The organism is Acutalibacter sp. 1XD8-33 (genome assembly GCF_003612555.1).
GTDB lineage: Bacteria > Bacillota > Clostridia > Oscillospirales > Acutalibacteraceae > Acutalibacter.
Map to the genome: position 1 here is coordinate 73,882 of NZ_RAZF01000003.1, position 18,050 is coordinate 91,931.

The 18,050-nt window shown below is 58.8% G+C and carries 16 protein-coding genes; 4 read left to right on the top strand and 12 right to left on the bottom strand.

Going from position 1 to position 18,050, the window contains the following annotated elements:
• Nucleotides 1-131: 131 nt before the first annotated feature.
• Nucleotides 132-983, top strand: a complete 852-nt coding sequence (locus D7X94_RS03510; RefSeq protein ID WP_120426319.1) for a putative manganese transporter — start codon at nucleotides 132-134, stop codon at nucleotides 981-983.
• A 98-nt stretch (nucleotides 984-1,081) separates the two neighbouring features.
• On the opposite strand, the gene ispE is transcribed toward D7X94_RS03510, so the two are convergent.
• The 9 genes from ispE to D7X94_RS03560 all read right to left on the bottom strand — a co-directional run bounded on the left by ispE (nucleotide 1,082) and on the right by D7X94_RS03560 (nucleotide 11,237).
• The gene (gene ispE / locus D7X94_RS03515) at nucleotides 1,082-1,933 is read right to left on the bottom strand and encodes a 4-(cytidine 5'-diphospho)-2-C-methyl-D-erythritol kinase (RefSeq protein ID WP_120426320.1); all 852 of its coding nucleotides are present in this window, start codon (nucleotides 1,931-1,933) and stop codon (nucleotides 1,082-1,084) included.
• Between the two features lie 120 nt (nucleotides 1,934-2,053).
• A complete protein-coding gene (locus D7X94_RS03520) occupies nucleotides 2,054-3,220 on the bottom strand; it encodes a pyridoxal phosphate-dependent aminotransferase (protein ID WP_279221751.1) in 1,167 nt (388 codons plus the stop codon).
• Nucleotides 3,216-3,704: an Lrp/AsnC family transcriptional regulator gene (locus tag D7X94_RS03525; RefSeq protein ID WP_120426481.1), complete on the bottom strand. Its 489-nt coding sequence runs from the start codon at nucleotides 3,702-3,704 to the stop codon at nucleotides 3,216-3,218. The genes D7X94_RS03520 and D7X94_RS03525 overlap by 5 nt, the downstream gene beginning before the upstream one ends.
• Nucleotides 3,705-3,820: 116 nt before the next feature.
• Entirely contained in the window at nucleotides 3,821-4,630 is an 810-nt protein-coding gene (locus tag D7X94_RS03530; protein WP_120426322.1) for a histidinol-phosphatase HisJ family protein, read from the bottom strand.
• 230 nt (nucleotides 4,631-4,860) lie between these two features.
• Entirely contained in the window at nucleotides 4,861-5,904 is a 1,044-nt protein-coding gene (locus D7X94_RS03540) for a glycosyltransferase family 2 protein (protein ID WP_199714998.1), read from the bottom strand.
• Nucleotides 5,901-6,878: a glycosyltransferase family A protein gene (locus tag D7X94_RS03545; protein WP_120426324.1), complete on the bottom strand. Its 978-nt coding sequence runs from the start codon at nucleotides 6,876-6,878 to the stop codon at nucleotides 5,901-5,903. Before D7X94_RS03545 ends, D7X94_RS03540 begins: the two co-directional genes overlap by 4 nt.
• Before the next feature lie 3 nt (nucleotides 6,879-6,881).
• The gene (locus D7X94_RS03550; protein WP_120426325.1) at nucleotides 6,882-8,618 is read right to left on the bottom strand and encodes a DUF1919 domain-containing protein; all 1,737 of its coding nucleotides are present in this window, start codon (nucleotides 8,616-8,618) and stop codon (nucleotides 6,882-6,884) included.
• Between the two features lie 496 nt (nucleotides 8,619-9,114).
• Nucleotides 9,115-10,230 (bottom strand): polysaccharide pyruvyl transferase family protein, encoded by a 1,116-nt coding sequence (locus D7X94_RS03555; RefSeq protein WP_120426326.1) that lies wholly within the window; start codon nucleotides 10,228-10,230, stop codon nucleotides 9,115-9,117.
• A 2-nt stretch (nucleotides 10,231-10,232) separates the two neighbouring features.
• Nucleotides 10,233-11,237 (bottom strand): glycosyltransferase family 2 protein, encoded by a 1,005-nt coding sequence (locus D7X94_RS03560; RefSeq protein ID WP_120426327.1) that lies wholly within the window; start codon nucleotides 11,235-11,237, stop codon nucleotides 10,233-10,235.
• A 280-nt stretch (nucleotides 11,238-11,517) separates the two neighbouring features.
• Between D7X94_RS03560 and D7X94_RS03565 the strand changes: the two genes are divergently transcribed.
• Nucleotides 11,518-12,468: an adenylylsulfate kinase gene (locus D7X94_RS03565; protein ID WP_120426328.1), complete on the top strand. Its 951-nt coding sequence runs from the start codon at nucleotides 11,518-11,520 to the stop codon at nucleotides 12,466-12,468.
• Between the two features lie 144 nt (nucleotides 12,469-12,612).
• Here the strand turns inward: D7X94_RS03565 and D7X94_RS18850 are convergent, their stop codons facing one another.
• Nucleotides 12,613-12,795 carry a hypothetical protein gene (locus D7X94_RS18850; protein ID WP_207667177.1) on the bottom strand — a complete coding sequence of 61 codons (183 nt, stop codon included), beginning with the start codon at nucleotides 12,793-12,795 and terminating at the stop codon, nucleotides 12,613-12,615.
• 29 nt (nucleotides 12,796-12,824) lie between these two features.
• On the opposite strand from D7X94_RS18850, the gene D7X94_RS03570 reads away from it, so the two are divergent.
• Nucleotides 12,825-14,366, top strand: coding sequence for an alpha-amylase family glycosyl hydrolase (locus D7X94_RS03570; RefSeq protein WP_120426485.1), 1,542 nt, complete (start codon nucleotides 12,825-12,827; stop codon nucleotides 14,364-14,366).
• 659 nt (nucleotides 14,367-15,025) lie between these two features.
• The gene (locus tag D7X94_RS03575; protein WP_120426329.1) at nucleotides 15,026-15,901 is read left to right on the top strand and encodes a serine hydrolase domain-containing protein; all 876 of its coding nucleotides are present in this window, start codon (nucleotides 15,026-15,028) and stop codon (nucleotides 15,899-15,901) included.
• 18 nt (nucleotides 15,902-15,919) lie between these two features.
• On the opposite strand, the gene D7X94_RS03580 is transcribed toward D7X94_RS03575, so the two are convergent.
• A complete protein-coding gene (locus tag D7X94_RS03580; protein ID WP_120426330.1) occupies nucleotides 15,920-16,516 on the bottom strand; it encodes an ANTAR domain-containing response regulator in 597 nt (198 codons plus the stop codon).
• Between the two features lie 21 nt (nucleotides 16,517-16,537).
• Entirely contained in the window at nucleotides 16,538-17,749 is a 1,212-nt protein-coding gene (locus D7X94_RS03585; protein WP_120426331.1) for a glutamine synthetase family protein, read from the bottom strand.
• Nucleotides 17,750-18,050 lie beyond the last annotated feature (301 nt).

Consider the following 18,050-nt stretch of genomic DNA (forward strand, 5'->3'; position numbering starts at 1 on the left):
ACGCTTCTCTCCCGCTGCAGGAGTGCAAAGTGATTTTCCTTAACACAATTTGCCGCGTGTTTTCGCATTACAATTGCCCCCATTTATGTAAACTATTTTTCCTTGACATCATTTCTCTGAAAGGAGTCGATATGGAAAACTTATTGGAAATCATCTGGGACGCGGTCCTGGACTCGCTGAAAAACCTGCCCTTTCTCTTGGGCGCCTACCTTCTCATTGAATTCATAGAGCATCGGGCCAGTCAGCGTCTTACTCAGGCTCTGACCCGCCTGGGACCTTTGGGGCCTTTGGGCGGCGCGGTGCTGGGATGTGTTCCCCAATGCGGCTTCTCTGTGGCTGCCGCCAATTTTTATGCTGGAAGGCTCATCTCTCCCGGAACCTTGCTGGCCGTTTTTCTGGCCACCTCCGACGAGGCCCTTCCCATTCTGCTCAGCCATCCGGAAGCTCTGGACAGTCTGGGCCGGCTGCTGGGGGTCAAGTTTGTGGCTGCGGCTCTGCTGGGAATTGCGGTGGACCTCGTGGCCGTCCACGTTTTGCACCATGAGGAAAAAGTGCCTTTCCACGACCTTTGTGAGGACTGCGGCTGCGAAGAGAAAGGAGTGCTCCGCTCTGCTCTCACTCACACTGTAAAGGTATTTACCTTTTTGCTTTTGGTAAATTTTCTCCTGAATTGGGCAATTTTTTTAGTGGGTGAAGATCGTATCTCCCGCCTCCTGCTGTCTGGGAGTTGGTTCCAGCCTCTTTTAGCTGGACTTCTGGGCTTCATCCCCAACTGTGCCGCCTCTGTTATTCTCACCGAACTCTATTTAGGCGGTTCTCTCTCCTTTGGGTCTGCTATAGCCGGGCTCTGCACCGGGGCCGGACTCGGTCTGGCGGTACTGTTTAAGGTAAACAGAAACTTCAGGGATAACCTGTTCATAATAGGAATACTCTACGTGGCAGCAATCCTCACCGGCACGCTGTGCCAGTTTCTCTTCTCCTAAGCGCTTTCAACCGAAAAAGCGGAGCAGACTTCTCGTCTCTCCGCTTTTTCGTAAAGCAAAATAGCTTGTCAAGCTCTTTCTCGCACTGCAGTATAAAGTTATATACCTTCACATGGCCGGATAAGAAAGGTTCTGCCCTTCCCATCCAGCTGGCGCATAGCCCATCTGGCCTGCTGCTCTGTCTCAAAAATGCCGTATACGCCGGAACCGCTGCCCGTCATCATGGCTCCCAGAGCCCCCGCCTCCATCATAGCCCGTTTCAGGGCCCGAACCGGAGCCAGTCGGATGGTCTCATCAAACCGGTTGGCCACACTTTTTGCCACCCGCCGCAAATTTCCAGCGGTCAGGGCCTCCACCATCCGAGGCGTTGCCTGGGTACTGGACAGGGGATATTGGTCCAGCAGCGCATAGGCCCGGGGGGTGCTCATACCTGTGGGGGGTTTGCAAACTACCAGCCAGCACTCTGGCATGGGGGAAACTGGGGCCACATCCGCCCCAATACCTGTACATCGGGCCGCGCCTCCCAGAACGCAGAACGGCACATCCGCCCCTACCCGGGCTCCAATCTCCATGAGCTTTTCTGTGGAAAGCCCCTTTTGATACATCTCATTCAGTCCTCGAAGCACTGCCGCCGCGTCTGCGCTTCCGCCGCCCATGCCCGACCGGCTGGGAATATATTTGCGGATAAAGATGTAAACTCCTTCCCCTTGTATCCCCTGGTCCTCCAGGAAGAATTTCGCCGCACGAAAGGCAGTATTCTTACTGTCCACTGGCAAGCTCTCCCGGCTGCACTGCAAATGCACCCCTGGCTCATGGCTATGCTGAATCTCCAGCTCATCCCATATAGACACGCTCTGCATCACGGTATCCAGCAGGTGGTAGCCGTCCTCCCGCCTACCTAACACATCCAAAGTCAGATTGATCTTTCCATAGGCCTTTACTTTCATCATCCTCAGCCCCTTTCCTGTAACAGCACATACCTTTACACATATAACGTGCCGCCCGCATCCTCCACTATCCTTTCCCAAATCTTGGGTTTCATTCGCGCCATATTGTAACGCTAAACTTCTTTACAGCTCTGCCAAAAAAGCCTCCATCCGGTTTAGGGCCTCCGTAATATGCTTGATGGAATAGGAGTAGGAAATCCGCACAAATCCTTCTCCACTGGCCCCAAAAGCGTCTCCCGGCACCACCGCCACATGCTTCCCATAAATGAGCTTTTCACTAAACTCCATAGATGTCAAGCCGGTTGACTTTACGGATGGAAACACATAAAAGGCACCTTCCGGCTCAAAGCATTTCAGACCCATATTGTTTAGCCCGTCCACGATCAGCCTGCGGCGCATGTCATACTGGCCGCGCATATAGGCGATATCCTCGTCGCCATTTTTTAGAGCCTCAATGGCCGCATACTGGCTGGTGGTAGGCGCGCTCATAATCGCAAACTGGTGGAGCTTGGTCATCAGAGAGATGATCTCCTTGGGTCCGGCCGCGTAGCCCAGCCTCCAGCCGGTCATGGAGTGAGCCTTGGAGAAGCCGTTCACCACCACGGTCCGCTCCCACATTCCCGGCAGGGAGGCAAAGGTCACATGCCCCTCCCTGGTATAGGTGAGGGCGGCATAGATCTCATCAGAGAGCACCAGCAGGTTGTGGCGTTCCACTACCTGGGCAATTTCCGCCAGGTCCTCCCGGCTCATCACGGCACCGGTGGGGTTGTTGGGGTAGGGCAGAATCAGCAGTTTTGTCCGGTCCGTAATCTTGGCTTCCAGCTGCTCCGCCGTGAGCTTGAAGCCGTTTTCCGGTCCTGTTTCAATGATAACCGGTACGCCCCCCGCCATCTGGGTGATGGGCACATAGCACACAAAGCTGGGCTCTGGGATGAGGACCTCTTCCCCTGGATTCACCAGACTGCGCACGCACAGGTCAATGGCCTCGGACCCCCCCACGGTGACAAGCACTTGGCTTTCCGGCTCATATTCCACGCCGTAATGCCGGGCCAGAAAACGGGCGATCTCTGTGCGCAGCTGCATAAAGCCCCGGTTGGGCGTATAGCGGGTGCGCCCCTTCTCCAAAGACGCGATTCCTGCTTCCCGTATATGCCAGGGGGTGTGAAAGTCCGGCTCACCCACAGAAAGGGAGATCACATCCTCCATCTCGTGGGCAATATCGAAAAACTTGCGGATCCCCGAGGGCTTGATCCGCTTCGCGGTAGAATTCATCAGTTTATCATAGTCAATCACAAAGGTTGCTTCCTCTCTCGTCGATTTCCTCATAGTCGCTGTTAAAGATCACGCCGCCATCCTTATACTTGGTCAGCACAAAATGGGTAGCCGTGGACAGCACGCCGTCGATGGTTGCCAGGCGCTTTGAAACAAACATGGCAATATCCTGCATTGTCCGGCCAGCCACTGTAACAGCCAGATCATATCCTCCAGACATGAGGTACACGCTTTCCACCTCTGGAAAATTCATCACCCGGCCGGCGATCTCATCGAAGCCCGTGTCCTTCTGCGGGGAAACCCGCAGCTCGATTAAGGCCGTGGCTTTCTGGGTTTCCGTACGCTCCCAGTTAATCAGCGCATGGTATCCGTTAATCACGCCCTCCCGCTCATACCGCGCGATGGCCTTCCGCACATTTTCTTCTGTTTCCCCCAGCATAACCGCCAGCTGATTTGCACTGAGCTTGGCTTCATCCTGCAAAAGTTCTAAGATCTGTTCCATTGCCATATTGGCGCTCCTCTCGTTTTCACTTCACCTGATTCGACATAAAATGTATAATTTCCTCTCCGATCTGCTGGTAGAGGCCCTTCCAATCAGAACGCAGCTTGCCCGCCGCCTCACTCCAAAGGCAGCATCACAGGCCGCCGTTTTTCATATATGGCGAACTCCGTAAAGCCCGCCTCTTTGAGCAGCCCCATCCCCTCGTCAATCCCTCCGCCCAAATCCTCTGTGCAGTGGGCATCGGAGCCCAAGGTCGCCAACCGCCCTCCTAACTCCCGGTAACGAGCGAGCAGGGGAAGGTCCGGCATAGTGCGCCCCAGCTTCTGCCGCAGCCCGGAGGTGTTCACCTCCAGGGCGATTTCCTTCTGGATCAGTGCTAAAAACACCTGGTCAATGGCCTCTTTGTGGGGATGCAGGTCAATAGAGATCCCCTGCTCCCCCTGGATATACCGCAGGGGATAGGTGAGATGCCCCAGGGAGTCGAACCCGCCCCAGGATATCATTTCCAGGAGCTCCCGCCAATACTCCCGCAAAAGGCCATGAATTTCCTCCAAGGGCATCCGGGTACAGTCCAGAAAATAGAAATCCTCCCGATTTTCCAGGTTGTGCAGGGACCCTATGACGAAATCATAGGGAAAACGCTTCACTGCGTCCTCCGCCCCAGACAGGTCCTGCAGGGGTTGGCCTAATTCCAGGCCCCGGCAAAACCGGATTTCCTCCGGGGCCAGGGCCTCCATGGCCCCAAAGGCCGTCTGGGCCCTTTCCCGGTATTTTTCCCAATATTCCTGGCACTCACAGTGGTCCGTCAGAGTGTACGCATAGAGGCCAAGTTCCCGTGCCCGGGCCAGCATGGCGGCGGGAGTATGGCGGCCATCTGGAGAACAGGCCGAATGATTGTGGCAGTCACTGGCAAAGGAGTGGAGCATGGCGATCACCTCGCAATTTCACATATACCGGGGTATTATAGCATATTTGAAGCTAAAATGGAAGAAAAACCTGGAAAAAAGCGCATTTTTAAGCAAAATACTGTGTGGCGGCGGTAATCGGCAGCGGCGATTGCCCGGCCCCTGGAGGCCAACCATAACTATAGTAAATGAACTTAATGAACCATACAAAAAAGCCCCTCTCCGGCAGGGGCTTTTGGAAACAGCGCCGGTCAGGCGCGCTTGATATAGCGCTGAAAGAAGTATCCGCCCCAGCAGACGGCTTTCAGCATATGATACCATCTCCGCTGGAACAAGAAAATAGCAATCCGGCTTTTTAAGATTGGGTTTTTCCGATTGTACTGAAGGGCCTCCCGGAAAATCTCATTTACCCGGATTTCCTCGCAGACGGCGCGGCTCTCCTCAAATTTCATCCGGCTGCGTGGATCAAAGGCATCAGAGAGCAACACGTACACTATCATGCTGAGGGCGTGAATATAGAAGTATTCTTCCAGCTGTAAAAACATTCCGCCCCGTTGCAAAATCCGCTTTATCTCAGCTTCCATCCGTATGTGGTGGGCTAACCGGTGGGGATTATAGCGGCGTGTGGCAGAGCTCATGTGCGATTGCAGAAGATATACTGTCTTGGGAATATACAAGCAAGATTTCATAGCCTGCCAGTATTCCATATTAAAAAGCAAATCCTCGCTAAACCCGATCTCTCGAGCAAAGCGGATCTGTGACCGTTCTATCAATCCTCTCCTATAGGCTTTTCCCCAGGGAAACGCCAACGCAGCCCGGCAGCCTGGCTCCAAAGACTGGAACCGCAGCATTTTCTCGGTGAACTCTCTGGCAATGGCCTCGCCGGAATATACCACCGGCTCTTTCCGGCCTGGACGCCTCTTTTTCCAGCCCCTCTCTTTCAAAGGAAAATAGTCAAACAACAGCAGGTCATACTGGCAGTATTCCTCCCGATCCACAAGGGAAAGAAAATCCGGAGAGATGTAGTCGTCCGCGTCCGCAAAGACAACCCACTCCCCCACAGCCTCTTCCAGCCCCCGGTTTCTGGCTGCGGAAACCCCCTGGTTCTCCTGGTGGATATACTTCACCCGACCGTCCTTTTGGGCGTAGGACTTGCAGATTTCCCCGCAGCCGTCGGTGGAACCATCGTCCACCAAAATCACCTCAAAGTCCCGGAAGGCGGATCCCAACACCGAATCCACACAACGCCCCAGATATTGTTCCATATTGTAGACAGGAATGATAACCGAAATCACTTCTGCCCCCTCCTTTTTGGATTGAGCCCCCGCAGGCGCCATTTGATACACGAAATCAGGATTCTGTCCAAATAAGCGCACCTCTTTCTGAGCCCCAGCCGCCGCATCTGGAATAACGCTTTTGCGGTCCGGCCCCAATCCCGCTGCCTAACGGCCAACCCCACTCTTCTGTGGAGCTGCCATTCCAGAATCCCGGCGCGCTCCTTTTTCTCCATCCCGCAGATCTCCGCGATCTCATCCGTCATGGCCTCATAGGCCCGGTATTTCTCGTCCTCCTGCTCCCTTGTGAGGGGCTGGCGAGAATGGCTCCCCGACCGCTGCCAGACTCCGTAAAGCTCCCTCTGTATGGTGGGGCAGGGATAGCGGTAGAGATAGGGCAACAGCATCTGGAAGTTCTGGCCCACCGGGTACACAGGGATCCGGCTTTCCGGGTAGATCTGGAAAAAGCGGGCGGATTCCAGCATGTAGCACCCGCAGCACACAAAGGTCCGCGACCAGAGTATATCCCAGAAAAGCCGCTCTCTAGAGAGGTCGCCGAAGGATTCATCCCGTGCGGGCGCGGGCTTCCCGGTGGCGCCGTCCACGTAATAGGGCAGGGAGCGGACGCAGTGGTACTCCGGGCGGGAGCGGAGAAACTCCACCCGCACCGCCACGGACTCCGGCTCCAGTACGTCGTCGCTGTCCGGCCAGATCAGGTACTCCCCCCGGACCCAGGGCAGGCCCAGATTCATGGCCCCCGCCGCGCAGCTGTGCTCCCCATGGACGATCTCATAGCCATAGCCCCGAGTCGCGAACCGCTCCCGGTAGCCCTCCGCCAGGGCTAGGGTGCCGTCCGTGGAGCCGTCGTCCGCCAGAATCATCTGGATGGAGGGGTAGGTCTGGGCCAGGACGGAGTCCAGCATCCGGGCAAGATGCCCCTCTCCGTTGTACACCGGCGTCACCACGGACACCAGCCCAGGCACAAACTCCCGCATCGATTATCCCCTCCTTCTGAAATTCTTCGCCGGCCTACCGTCTCGGGATGCCAGAAAGGCCGGATAATCAAACTGCTCCAGATAGCGCCGGGACAGGATCCCAGGCCGGTAATTGGTGATGACTCCCAGCTCCGGCTCCTCTGAAAAACCCCGAATCCAGAAGGCCGAGGCGAACTCCGGGTACTCCCGCTGGGTAAAGACCACCTTTTTCCCAGGCAGGCTGTCGAAGCGCCGGAGGGTCTCATAGTCGCAATCGCTCCGCTCCGTGCCCATCAGCACCAGATTGTCCCAGCAGATCCGCTTTTTGCGCTCCTCCCACTTGGCCGCCGCCTGGGAGAAGGAGTCGTAGTGGACGAAGTTGATCCGCACGTCCCCCAGCATTCCCACCGGGCATGTGGCCTCCCTGTCCCGGAGCTCCCGAAGCTCCAGCTCCATGTACCGCCGGGGGTTCTCCGCCAGCTTCACGAAGTCCTTCATGGGGATAGCCAGATTGGTGGTGGGGCTCAGATACCGCAGGCCCATGTCGTAATAGATGATGGTCCCCACGCAGTTAGAGGCCAGGAGGGTCGCCTCTCCCCCTCCAAGGCGGAGCTTGTTCCAGTGGCGGTAGAGGACCCGTTCCCGCCACGCCCCCCAATGAAGCACCTTTTCCAGCGCCGCCCAGAAGAAGGAGGCCCGGAGTGCCAGGGCACCCGGCAGAACCCGGCTGGCCCCCATGAAGAGGCCCCGTGCCTTGGGGCGCTCCGTAGGGGCCAGAAGCCTGGGCTGCATCAGGTCCTTTTTTTCGCAGGGGAACCAGCGCAGCCCGCCCTTCAGCTCCTCCCAGACCCGCCGGGCCTTTTCCGTGTGTAGGATGAGGAGGGAGGTTCCCATGCCGTCGTCCCAGTCCGGGCGGACCTTCTCGATGCCCCAGAAGTCCCCCAGAGTGAAGTCGCCGCCCCGCTCTGTGCGGGTGAACCGGCACCGGTAGCAGGCGGGCCGCAGGGTGAACGCCCCGAAGAACAGCCGCCCGAAGTGGTCCCGGCCCAAGGGGCAGGCGTACTCCTGGCCGTCCACTGTATAGGCCCGGGTGCGGCCGCTGTCCCCGGCCCGCTTGTCCCGGAAGGAGAAGGAGGTCAGCTTCCCCTTGTGCCGGCGCTCCAGGCTGCCCACGTACTTCCCCCAGAGGCCTGGGGAGGGCGTACCGAAACAGACCAGATCCGCCAGGAGCAGCCGGGGCTCCTCCCGGCCCAAAAACAGCCGCAGGGCCTGAACCTGACAGGGTGTGCCCACAAAGAGCACCCAGCGGCCCTCTCGGAGGCGGGTTTCCACCTGGACGAACACGCCGGTGAGATTGCTCTGGACGTATTTTGTTTTTTTGAGGGCACCCAGCTCGCCGGAAGTCCGGGCCTCCCGATGGACCACGGCCATCCCCTCAGCGAACGCCGCCCCGAACACCGAGCCCTGCCGCTTCAGCACAAACTCCGCCAGAACCGGGAAAAGCCCCCCGGAGGAGCTGGCCTCCCGCGTGGCGGAGTCCAGGGCCTGTGCGCCGAAATAGAGCCGCTCTCCGGTGACGGGCTCCGGGTGCTTCACCGGACAGACGGCCTCGCAACGGCCGCAGCCGGTGCACCGGGCGGCGTCCACCTGGGGATAGGCAAAGCCCTCTTTATCTGGTTTCATTTGAATGGCCCCCGCCGGGCAGACAGCCTCGCAGGCCCCGCAGCCGCAGCAGGCGGCTTTTTCTGTGTAAAGCTCCATGAATTCCTCCAAGACCGTGGGGACTCTGTCTCGCCTGCCGGCTCGGTCGGCGCTTGACAGTCCCCACCGGGGACCAGCGCCCCCACACCCCTGCAATGGGGCCGAAACTTGGCAAGCCAAGTTTTCCGCCCCTTGACCGCGCAATGTCACTCCTCATTTCATTCGTCGTGAACGTTTTGATGTTTTCACCCAGCTAACCAGGGTAAAAGTTTCGTCAACCTTTTCAAAGGTTGCGGTGGTTTGGAGGCAGCGCCTCCAAGGTCTTTCCCTTGACCTTAACACCTGAGAAAACAACGCAGGAGGGTAGCATAAACGTCCCAGTGGGACGTTTTGCGTAGGGGACCCTCGTCGGGGGTCCCCTGTTTGGCTTTGCATATGCAAAGCCAACATCCCTTGGGCCCCAGAGAAGGCCAGCTCTAGGCGGAAGCACGTAGCCAATTCACCCGCTTGACGTGGTGCTCCGCAACCAGCCAGCGGGCGCACCCACGCGCCCATATCATCCAAGACCCCGGAGCACCTCCCGCTCCAGAAAGGCCTTGGAGGCCCGGACGCTCTCTCCTCCCTTCTCCCACGCGGCCCGCCAGTCGATGGGGGCGTCCACGTCCGTCCCGACCGGGAAAAGCCGGCCCTCCAGCCCAAAGGCCTCCAGCACACTCTGGATCCTGGCCCCGTACCGGCTGTGGGAAAAGGCCGCGAACCGCTTCTCGTAGATCAAGCTGAAGGCCACGCCGTGAAAGGAGTTGGTCACTACGTAGTCCGCCCGGTGGAGGTACCCCAGGAACTCCCGCGGTCCGGCGGCCCGGTCCACCTCAAAGCCATTTTCAAAGTCCCCGTAGGCCTGGAGCTGCACCACCGGCAGGCCCTTCTCCCGGGAGAGCCGTTCCGCCAGGGCCACCATCTCCGGGTTCCCCTGGACCTGATAGAGCAAAATGAACCCCGCCCTTTCCGGGGGCTTTTCGATCTCCTCCCAGACCGCCCGGCCGGGCAGAAACACCGGATCCAGCACGGCCCGCGCCTCCCTGCCCATCCGCCGGACAAAGGGGAGCGCCCCCGCCTCCCGCAGGGAGACCGCGTCCACATGGGAGAGCAGGCGGGCGAATTTCTTCTCATATTTTTCGGGGAGTTCCGTGCGGCCCATGCTGGCCGCGTAGGAGGCTGCTTTCCGGATATGCCTGTTCCAAAATGCGCCGAAATAGGCCCGGCGCAGGCCGTAGGTGATCTCCGGGTTCCAGATCTGGTCGCTACCCGCCAGCAGAATTTGGCAGTCCGCCCGGCCCAGGCCCCAGAACGAGCGGATTTTCTTCCGGTTCCCCTCCAGCAGGAATTCCCTCTGAAAGGCCGCCATGCTTCCTCCGGCAGAGGCTAGAGGCTTCTCTCTCCGGTAGAAATTTTTCAGCCCGTTCAGGACTTTGCTCACGTACCAGAAATTGCGCAGGAGGACCCTGGGCTGCACGTAGGGGAAGGGGCCTACATGCCCGGTGAGAAAGGGCGGCTCATAGGGAATGATCTCCGCCTGCGCGCCCTGGTCTGCCAGGTACCGTTTCAGGCCGTAGGCCTGGAGCAGCGCCCCCACGTTGTTGACGCAATGAAAGGTCAGAATGCCCACGTCCATGCTCAGCCCTCCTTTTTCCGGACTTTGCCCAGCATTCTCCCACCCCACTTCATGATTCGGTGGAGGGGCCAGCAGTATATGGCAGTAACCGCGCCGGTTCTGCCTGTCCAGTGAATCTCCCGATAGAGGGAATGCTTTCGTTCTTCTCGAACCATCTCCCGCAAGGTGGTGAAAGCCGCCTTCTGCCCAGGATGGTCCGCCGCCAGCTCCATTTTAGAGAGGAGAAGTCCCAGCAGCATCTGATGCCCGGCCACCGCATTGGCCCTCTCCCCTGCGCGGCCCTCTTCCTCTCGGATGATCTGGAACACCTTCCGGCTGGCATCCAGGCTTTGGGGACCCAAGGAGTGAGTAAGGCTTCCCGCCCTCATCCGGTAGACATACCAGGGATTCTCCAGACAGAGGGTCCGGGGGTCCTTCTGGACCAGCCGGTAAAGGAAAAGGGTGTCCTCTCCCTGAAGCAGGCCCTTCTCAAAGCGAAGCCCGGAAAGCAGCTTTCTTGAGAGAAATTTCCCTCCCATCTGCCGCAGCTGGACCCCCTGCTCGCTAGACTGAAAAAACCACCGCCGGACCTCGGAACCCTCGCCCAGCCGCCAGGAGGGCTCTTCCCGGCTCCGGAAAGCCCCCTCCATGTCTCCATCGTTCAGCTTCACCGTATATGAGAATGCCAGTTCCACCCCAGTTTCCTCCGCCTTTTGAACCAACTCTTCCAGCAGCCGGGGATGAATAGCGTCGTCGCTATCCAAAAAGAACAGATACTCCCCCCGGGCCTCGTCCATGGCCCGGTTTCTGGCGGTGGAAACGCCCCGGTTCTCCTGGGAAATCAGCCGGATCCTACGGTCCTTTTCGGCCAACGCCCGACAGATCTCCCCGCTGCCGTCCGTGGAGCCGTCATCCACTACCAGGGCTTCCCAGTCTGAAAACGTCTGCTCCATCACCGAGTTCAGGCAGGCGCCAATATATTTCTCACAATTATACAGAGGAATGATTACGGACAGTTTCACGCTCATAATCTTTGCTCCTTATAGTTAACGCGGTTCAAAAGAGGTATATCTCTTTTGAACCCGGCGGTGTAGCCGCCGGCCCGCTCCGCCCGGTCTCCTTGTATCTAGTGTAACATAATCTCGCCGGACTGGCAATATCTATGGCAAAAATTCCTGCCCCACCTCTGGCCCGGCCAAGGACCCCACCTGGATATTTTTCCGTTTCCTCCCAATTTTCTATTGCATTGTGCCGCTGGTTAATTGTATAATAAGTATAGAATTCATCATATAGGAAGGATGCGCTGGTATGAATCCCTTAGAAGCAATGAAACAAGCAGAATTGAATTGGCAGCCGCCCCAGGTCCCCGAGGACATCCCTCAGGGGGACACGCCTGGGGATAAAATATGGATCGGGCCCCAGCAGATCGAGAAGGCCAACACCCTCTTTCCCAAAATCCTCCCCATGCTCCGGGAGGCCATGGAGAAAAACCCCAGCCGCCGGGCGGTAATCACCGTGTGCGGCGGCAGCGGCGTGGGCAAAACCGGCATCTCCTCCCTGCTGGCGTTCTACCTGAACCAGCTGGGCGTGGGGGCCTACACCCTCTCCGGGGACAACTACCCCCGGCGTATTCCCAGCCTGAACGACGCCGAGCGCTTCCGGATCTTCCGGGCGGCGGGGGTGGACGCCCTGGTAGCGGAAGGGCTCTATACCCCGGAGACCGCCGAGGTTCTGAAGAATCTGCAAGAGGAAGGGCTGGATCCCCAGCCCAAGCAGGCCGAGGCTTACCCCTGGATGGAGGTCTATCAGGCGGCGGGCCGCAAGGAGCTAGACCAATACCTGGGCAACCCCGTGGAACAGGAGTACGACCGGCTGGAGAGCGTGCTGACGGCCTTCAAGAAGGGGGAGAACAAGCTGTGGCTGAAGCGCCTGGGCCGGGAGGAGACCGCCCTGTGGTTTGACGAGAAGGACTTTACCGGCGTGTCGGTGATCATCCTGGAGTGGACCCACGGCAACAGCGGGAAGTTCCAAGGGGTGGACATTCCCATCCTGCTGAACAGCACCCCCGCCGAAACCCGGGAATACCGCCTGCTCCGGGCCAGAGACGCCAACACAGACACCCCCTTCATCGCCATGGTGCTGGAGCTGGAACAGGCCAAGCTGGAGGCCCGTGCCCACGCCGCGCGGATCATCCTCTCCAAGGCCGGGAAGATTATCAGCTACGACCAGTTCAAGGCGCAAATGGACGCCAACCGGTAAGACCGTGGAGGCTCTGCCTCCACACCTCCGCAAGGGGCCTAACGCCCCTTGACCGCGTAATGTCACTCCTCATTTCATTCGTCGTGAAGGTTTTATGTTGTTTGACACGCTAACCTAACAACCGTAAAAGTTTCGTCAACCTTTTCAAAGGTTGCGGTGGTTTGGAGGCAGCGCCTCCAAGGTCTTGCCCTTGACCTTAACACCTGAGAAGCGTATTTTTGAAGGTGAATTGCCGCGCAGCGGCAAGAGGAAACTTTTTACAAGAGAAAAAGTTTCCTGAATACCGGAACCAGCCAGCGGCAAGCGTCCCCAAAACCGCAGGCCCAAACGAAATCCAAATCAAGGGAGCGATCCTCATGAAAAACCATTCTCTCAATTTCGGCCCCATGCTCAACGCCTACCCCGACAGCCTGGGCGGCTCTCTCCAGGAGGCCGCCGCCCTTCTGGGCTCTCCTAAGCTGAAGGAGGCCTTCACCTCCTTCTACATCCTGCCCAGCCTCTTCCACACGGACCTGGACCGGGGCTTCTCCGTCCAGGACTACGGCCTCAACGGGGACACCGCCCGGGAAGAGGACCTTGCCGCCCTGCGGGACATGGGCATGGACCTGAAGCTGGATTTCATCCTCAACCACCTCTCCGTGCTCTCCCCCCAGTTCCAAGATCTGGTGGAAAAGGGCGCGGCCTCGGAATATAAGGACTTCTTCATCCCCTGGAACCAGTTCTGGGCGGGCTGCGGGGAGATCGGCCCGGACGGCATCCTCCAGCCCCGTGAGGAGTATCTGAAGGACATGTTCTTCCGTAAGCCCGGCCTGCCTCTTCTCATGGTGGACTTCGCCGATGGCTCCAGCGCTCCTTATTGGAACACCTTCTACCAGGAGGTCACCACGGACGAGGCCGGGAAAAAGCACTACCTAGGCCAGATGGACCTGAACATCAAGTCCCCCCTGGTGTGGGATTTCTATAAGGATACCCTGGACGCCCTGGCGGGCTACGGGGCGAAGATCGTCCGGCTGGACGCCTTCGCCTATGCCCCCAAGGAGGTGGGCTCCCGGAACTTCCTCAACGAGCCCGGCACCTGGGACCTCCTGGACAAAATCGCCCAGCTGGCCAAGCCCCACGGGGTCACCCTGCTGCCGGAGATCCACGCGAGCTACGAGGAGGGCACCTACCGGACCATCGCGGAGAAGGGGTACATGGTCTACGACTTCTTCCTGCCGGGCCTCCTGCTGGACGCCTTCGAGCAGCAGAACGGCCAGGCCCTCATCGCCTGGGCCAACGAGATTACAGAGAAAAACATGCTCACCGTGAACATGCTGGGCTGCCACGACGGCATCCCCCTCCTGGACCTGAAGGGCCTGCTGCCCGAGGAGCGCATCCAGGGCCTGATCCAGACCCTGGTGTCCCGGGGCGGCTTTGTGAAGGACCTGCACGGGGCCAAGAACGTGTACTATCAGGTGAACGCCACTTACTACAGCGCCCTGGGAGAGGACGACCGCCGGATGCTTCTGGCCCGGGCCATCCAGCTCTTCATGCCCGGCAAGCCCCAGGTGTGGTATCTGGATCTGTTCGCCGGGAAGAACGACTACGCCGCCATGGAGCGGGCCGGGGCTGGAGGCCACAAGGAGATCAACCGCACCAATCTGAGCCTGGAGGACATCGCCGCCGGGCTGGAAAAACCCGTGGTGCAAAAGCAGCTGGAGCTGCTGAAAATGCGGTCCTCCCAGCCGGTGTTCTCCCCCGATGCAGAGATCTCCGCTGAAGCCCAGGGGAGCAGAATCGCCCTGCGCTGGCGGCGTGAGGGCCAGGAGGCCCTGCTGGAGGCCGACCTCGCCGACAGCAGCTTCCGGGCGGAAATCAAGAGCGAAACCGGAGAGACTGTTTTCGCCCTGGCGCAGTGAGCTAAGACCTTGGAGGCGTTGCCTCCAAACCTCCACCACCTTTGAAAAGGTGGACGAAACTTTTACTGTCACTCCTCATTGCATTCGTCGTGATGCTTTTACGGTTTTTGCATAGCCACAACATATTGCGCGGTCCAGGGGCGTTAGGCCCCTGGTAGGGTGTGGGACAACGTCCCACGGTCTTGACCTTGACCTTAACACCTGAGAAGCGCATTTTTGCCAGGGGTGAATTGGTGCGAGGCACCAAGAGGGGACGCTTTTTCTCTTACAAAAAGCGTCCCCTGGAAACCGGAACCAGCGCCCCTCGTCGGGGGGGGGGTGAGTGTCTGCCAGTGGCAGGCAAGCCGCGAACCGACCGAGTCGGCAGACGAGACCCCCTGTTTCGCTTTGCCTTTGCAAAGCGAACAAAAAGCTGCCTAGCGCTGGCTGCTTCCGGTTTCCAGGAAACTTTTTCTCTTGTAAAAAGTTTCCTCTTGTCGCTGCGCGGCAATTCACCTCCAAAAATACGCTTCTCAGGTGTTGAAGGACAAGACCTTGGGGTTTCATCCCAAACCCCACAAATTTTTTGAAAAAAGTTTGATCAAAAACTTTTACCCTGGTCAGCTGGGAGCGCACCCCAAAGGCCCCCATATAATATTAAATAAGAAAGGAGCTCCTCTATGCTTGATCTCTCTTCCTTTATCGAAACCGCCGGGCCCCTGCGGGCCCTAGGCGTGGTGGTCTCCCAGAACGGGACCCAAACCGCCCGCCACACCTGGGAGGGCGCCTGCCGCCGGAACGTGTATTCCGCCAGCAAGAGCTTCACCTCCGCCGCCGTGGGCATCGCCCTGAAAGAGGGCCTGCTCTCCCTGGACGAGAAGCTCACGGAGGCCTTCCCCGAGGAGCTACCGGAGCAGGTCTCCGAAAACCTCCAGAAGGCCACGGTCCGGGACCTGCTCACCATGTGCCTGGGCCAGCCGGAGAGCTTCCTTATGGGGGACTTCCGCCCCTATTATCCCGAACACAACTGGGTCAAGCTAGCCCTGGCCCAGCCCTTCACCGACCCGCCGGGGACCAAATTCGTCTACAACAACGTGGGCCCCTATCTGGCCGGAATTCTTGTCCAGCGCCGGGCCGGGTGCGATCTGGTCCACTACCTCATGCCCCGGCTCTTCCAGCCCATGGACATCCAGCTGCCCACCTGGGAGAACGACCCCCAGGGCCTCACCTTCGGCGCGGGTGGACTATTCCTCACCCTGGACGAGCTCCACAAGTTCGGCCTGCTCTACCTGCAGAACGGCCAGTGGAACGGCAGGCAGCTGGTGCCGGAGAGCTGGGTGGCGGAGTCCACCAAGAAGCAGGTGGACAATGGCAGCTATGGCTACGGCTACCTGTTCTGGGGCGGCCCCCAGGGCTCCTTCCGGGCGGACGGCAAGTATGGCCAGTTCTCCATCCTCCTGCGGGACAAGAACGCCGTGGTCACCATCGTGGCCGAAAGCCGGGAGTCGGAGAAGCTGCTGGCGGCGGTGTTCCAGCACATCTATCCCCAGCTGTGAGGACGGCGGGCTCCCCCGCTATTCCGGCTCTTCCCCCTGTCCCCCGATGATCTCCCGTGCAACCTGACCCTTTGTTAGCCCCAGGTCCATGGCGCGCTTCTCTATAAAGCGGTGGGCCTGGGGCTCTTCCATACCCTCTTGGTTGATGAGCAGCCATTTGGCCCGGTTCACCAGCCGGATCTCCGCCATCTTCTCCTCCAGGGTGAGGCTGCGCTTTTCCAGCTTCCGCAGGCGCTCCCGGGCGCTGGCCATCCAGCGCACCGCCTGGGAGACCGCCTGCCTGGAGGTGGGTCTGGACAGGGTGAACACCCCGTGCCCCACCACCTTGGCATAGACCTCCTCGTGGATCTCCGCCCGCACGATCAGCAGCGCCACCGTGCCCTGGCTCTCGCAGGCGTCCACCGCGAACCCCACCCCGGACCCGTCCGGCAGGGGGGAATTGACCAGCACAAAGTCGAAGGGCCGCTCGGCCAAAATCCGCCGGGCGGAGCCCAGGTCTCCGGCGAACTGCGTCTGGCAGAAGCCCGGCGAGGGCAAAAGGGATTCCAGCGCCATATTGAATTTTTCCGCCTTGGACACCGCCAACAGGCTGTATTGCCGCTCCCGCAGCTCCATGCCCGTCCCCTCCTTCCGGATTTATCTTCCGCAATAGCTCTCCAGAATTCTTCCCGGCACATGAGCCCGGAGAAATTCGCTCTCCCGGGCAATCCGGCGGGCGGATTCCCAATCCTCCGGCAGCCGACGGTAGCCAGCCAGCACCTCCGGCGGAGCTTTATATAGGTTGACGTCCGCCACCATGGGCAGCTCCAGCTGGTTTTCAATGCCGTATAGCCCCGCGTAGATCAGCAGTCCGAAAGCCAGATAGGGGTTGGCGGCGGGGTCCGGAGACCGCAACTCCGCCCGGCGGTACTCTCCCTCTCCGGCGGGAATACGCACCAGCTGGGAACGGTTCTCGCTGGACCAGGAGACGTATTTAGGGGCTTTTGCCGCGCCAAACCGGCGATAGGATGCCTCGGTGGGATTCAAAAACGCGGTTATCTCCTCTGCTTTACTAAGAATTCCAGCAATTATGCGGCACAAATCGGCAGAGCTATTTTCGGACTGTAAAGACAGATTAATATGGAATCCGTTGCCCGGCTGGTCCGCTAGAGGCTTGGGAGAGAAGTCCGCCCAGAGGCCGTTGCGCCGGGCTACAGTTTTTACCACTGTCTGGAAGGTGGCGGCATTATCTGCCGCAGTGATAGGATCCGAATAGCGAAAATCAATCTCGTTCTGGCCGGGTCCCTCCTCGTGGTGGGAGCTCTCCGGCCGGATGCCCATCTGCTCCAGGGTCAGGCAGATCTCCCGGCGGATGTTCTCCCCCCGGTCGTCGGGGGCGATGTCCATATATCCCGCCTGATCGTAGGGGGTCCGGGTGGGCCCGCCGTTCTCGTCCAGGGCAAACAGGTAGAACTCCTGCTCTGCCCCAAAGAAAAACCTTCTCCCGGCCTTTTCCCCTGCCTCCACTGCCTGCCGGAGGAATTCTCTGGTATCACAGGAAAAGGGGCGGCCGCCAGAAAGGGAGATGCTGCTAAACATGCGCACCACCTTGCCATGCTCCGGCCTCCAGGGCAGCACCGTCAAGGTGTCCGGCTCCGGGTGCAGGAGCAGGTCAGAGTAGCTTTCATCCCCAAACCCGGCAATGGCCGAGCCGTCAAAGGCGATGCCATAGGCAAAGGCCCTGGGCAGTTCTCCCGGCATAATGGAAATATTCTTTTGCCGGCCAAACACATCGCAGAAGGCTAGCCGGATAAACTTCACGTCCTCTTCCTGCACAAACTGCATCACTTCATCAATAGAGTATCTCATAGATATAATTCCCTTCCCCAAGGTGTAAACCTGGCGCCTCAAAAGAGAAAGCGTCCGATTTGACGCAGCAATCCCACGCCAAACGAACGCCATTGTCCATTTGCTTTATAGTTAACGAAGTTCAAAAGAGGTATACCTCTTTTGAACCAGGCAGCGCAGCAACTGCTGTGCCGCCCAGCTTGAAAATTGGTATATACCGATTTTCAAGTGTGTTTATTATATATTATAGCGAATTTTCGGGGGAATGTCAAGAGGCTTTGGCTGATGGTTTTTTAGGGGACGATTTGGGGGCGATATTTAC

Coding starts and splice junctions, on each gene's coding strand:
- D7X94_RS03525 (WP_120426481.1), bottom strand. CDS start 3,704: ATGGAACAGATCTTAGAACTTTTGCAGGATGAAGCCAAGCTCAGTGCA.
- D7X94_RS03550 (WP_120426325.1), bottom strand. CDS start 8,618: ATGGAGCTTTACACAGAAAAAGCCGCCTGCTGCGGCTGCGGGGCCTGC.
- D7X94_RS03530 (WP_120426322.1), bottom strand. CDS start 4,630: ATGCTCCACTCCTTTGCCAGTGACTGCCACAATCATTCGGCCTGTTCT.
- D7X94_RS03585 (WP_120426331.1), bottom strand. CDS start 17,749: ATGAGATACTCTATTGATGAAGTGATGCAGTTTGTGCAGGAAGAGGAC.
- D7X94_RS03580 (WP_120426330.1), bottom strand. CDS start 16,516: ATGGAGCTGCGGGAGCGGCAATACAGCCTGTTGGCGGTGTCCAAGGCG.
- D7X94_RS03575 (WP_120426329.1), top strand. CDS start 15,026: ATGCTTGATCTCTCTTCCTTTATCGAAACCGCCGGGCCCCTGCGGGCC.
- D7X94_RS03565 (WP_120426328.1), top strand. CDS start 11,518: ATGAATCCCTTAGAAGCAATGAAACAAGCAGAATTGAATTGGCAGCCG.
- D7X94_RS03555 (WP_120426326.1), bottom strand. CDS start 10,230: ATGGACGTGGGCATTCTGACCTTTCATTGCGTCAACAACGTGGGGGCG.
- ispE (WP_120426320.1), bottom strand. CDS start 1,933: ATGATGAAAGTAAAGGCCTATGGAAAGATCAATCTGACTTTGGATGTG.
- D7X94_RS03570 (WP_120426485.1), top strand. CDS start 12,825: ATGAAAAACCATTCTCTCAATTTCGGCCCCATGCTCAACGCCTACCCC.
- D7X94_RS03510 (WP_120426319.1), top strand. CDS start 132: ATGGAAAACTTATTGGAAATCATCTGGGACGCGGTCCTGGACTCGCTG.
- D7X94_RS03545 (WP_120426324.1), bottom strand. CDS start 6,878: ATGCGGGAGTTTGTGCCTGGGCTGGTGTCCGTGGTGACGCCGGTGTAC.
- D7X94_RS03560 (WP_120426327.1), bottom strand. CDS start 11,237: ATGAGCGTGAAACTGTCCGTAATCATTCCTCTGTATAATTGTGAGAAA.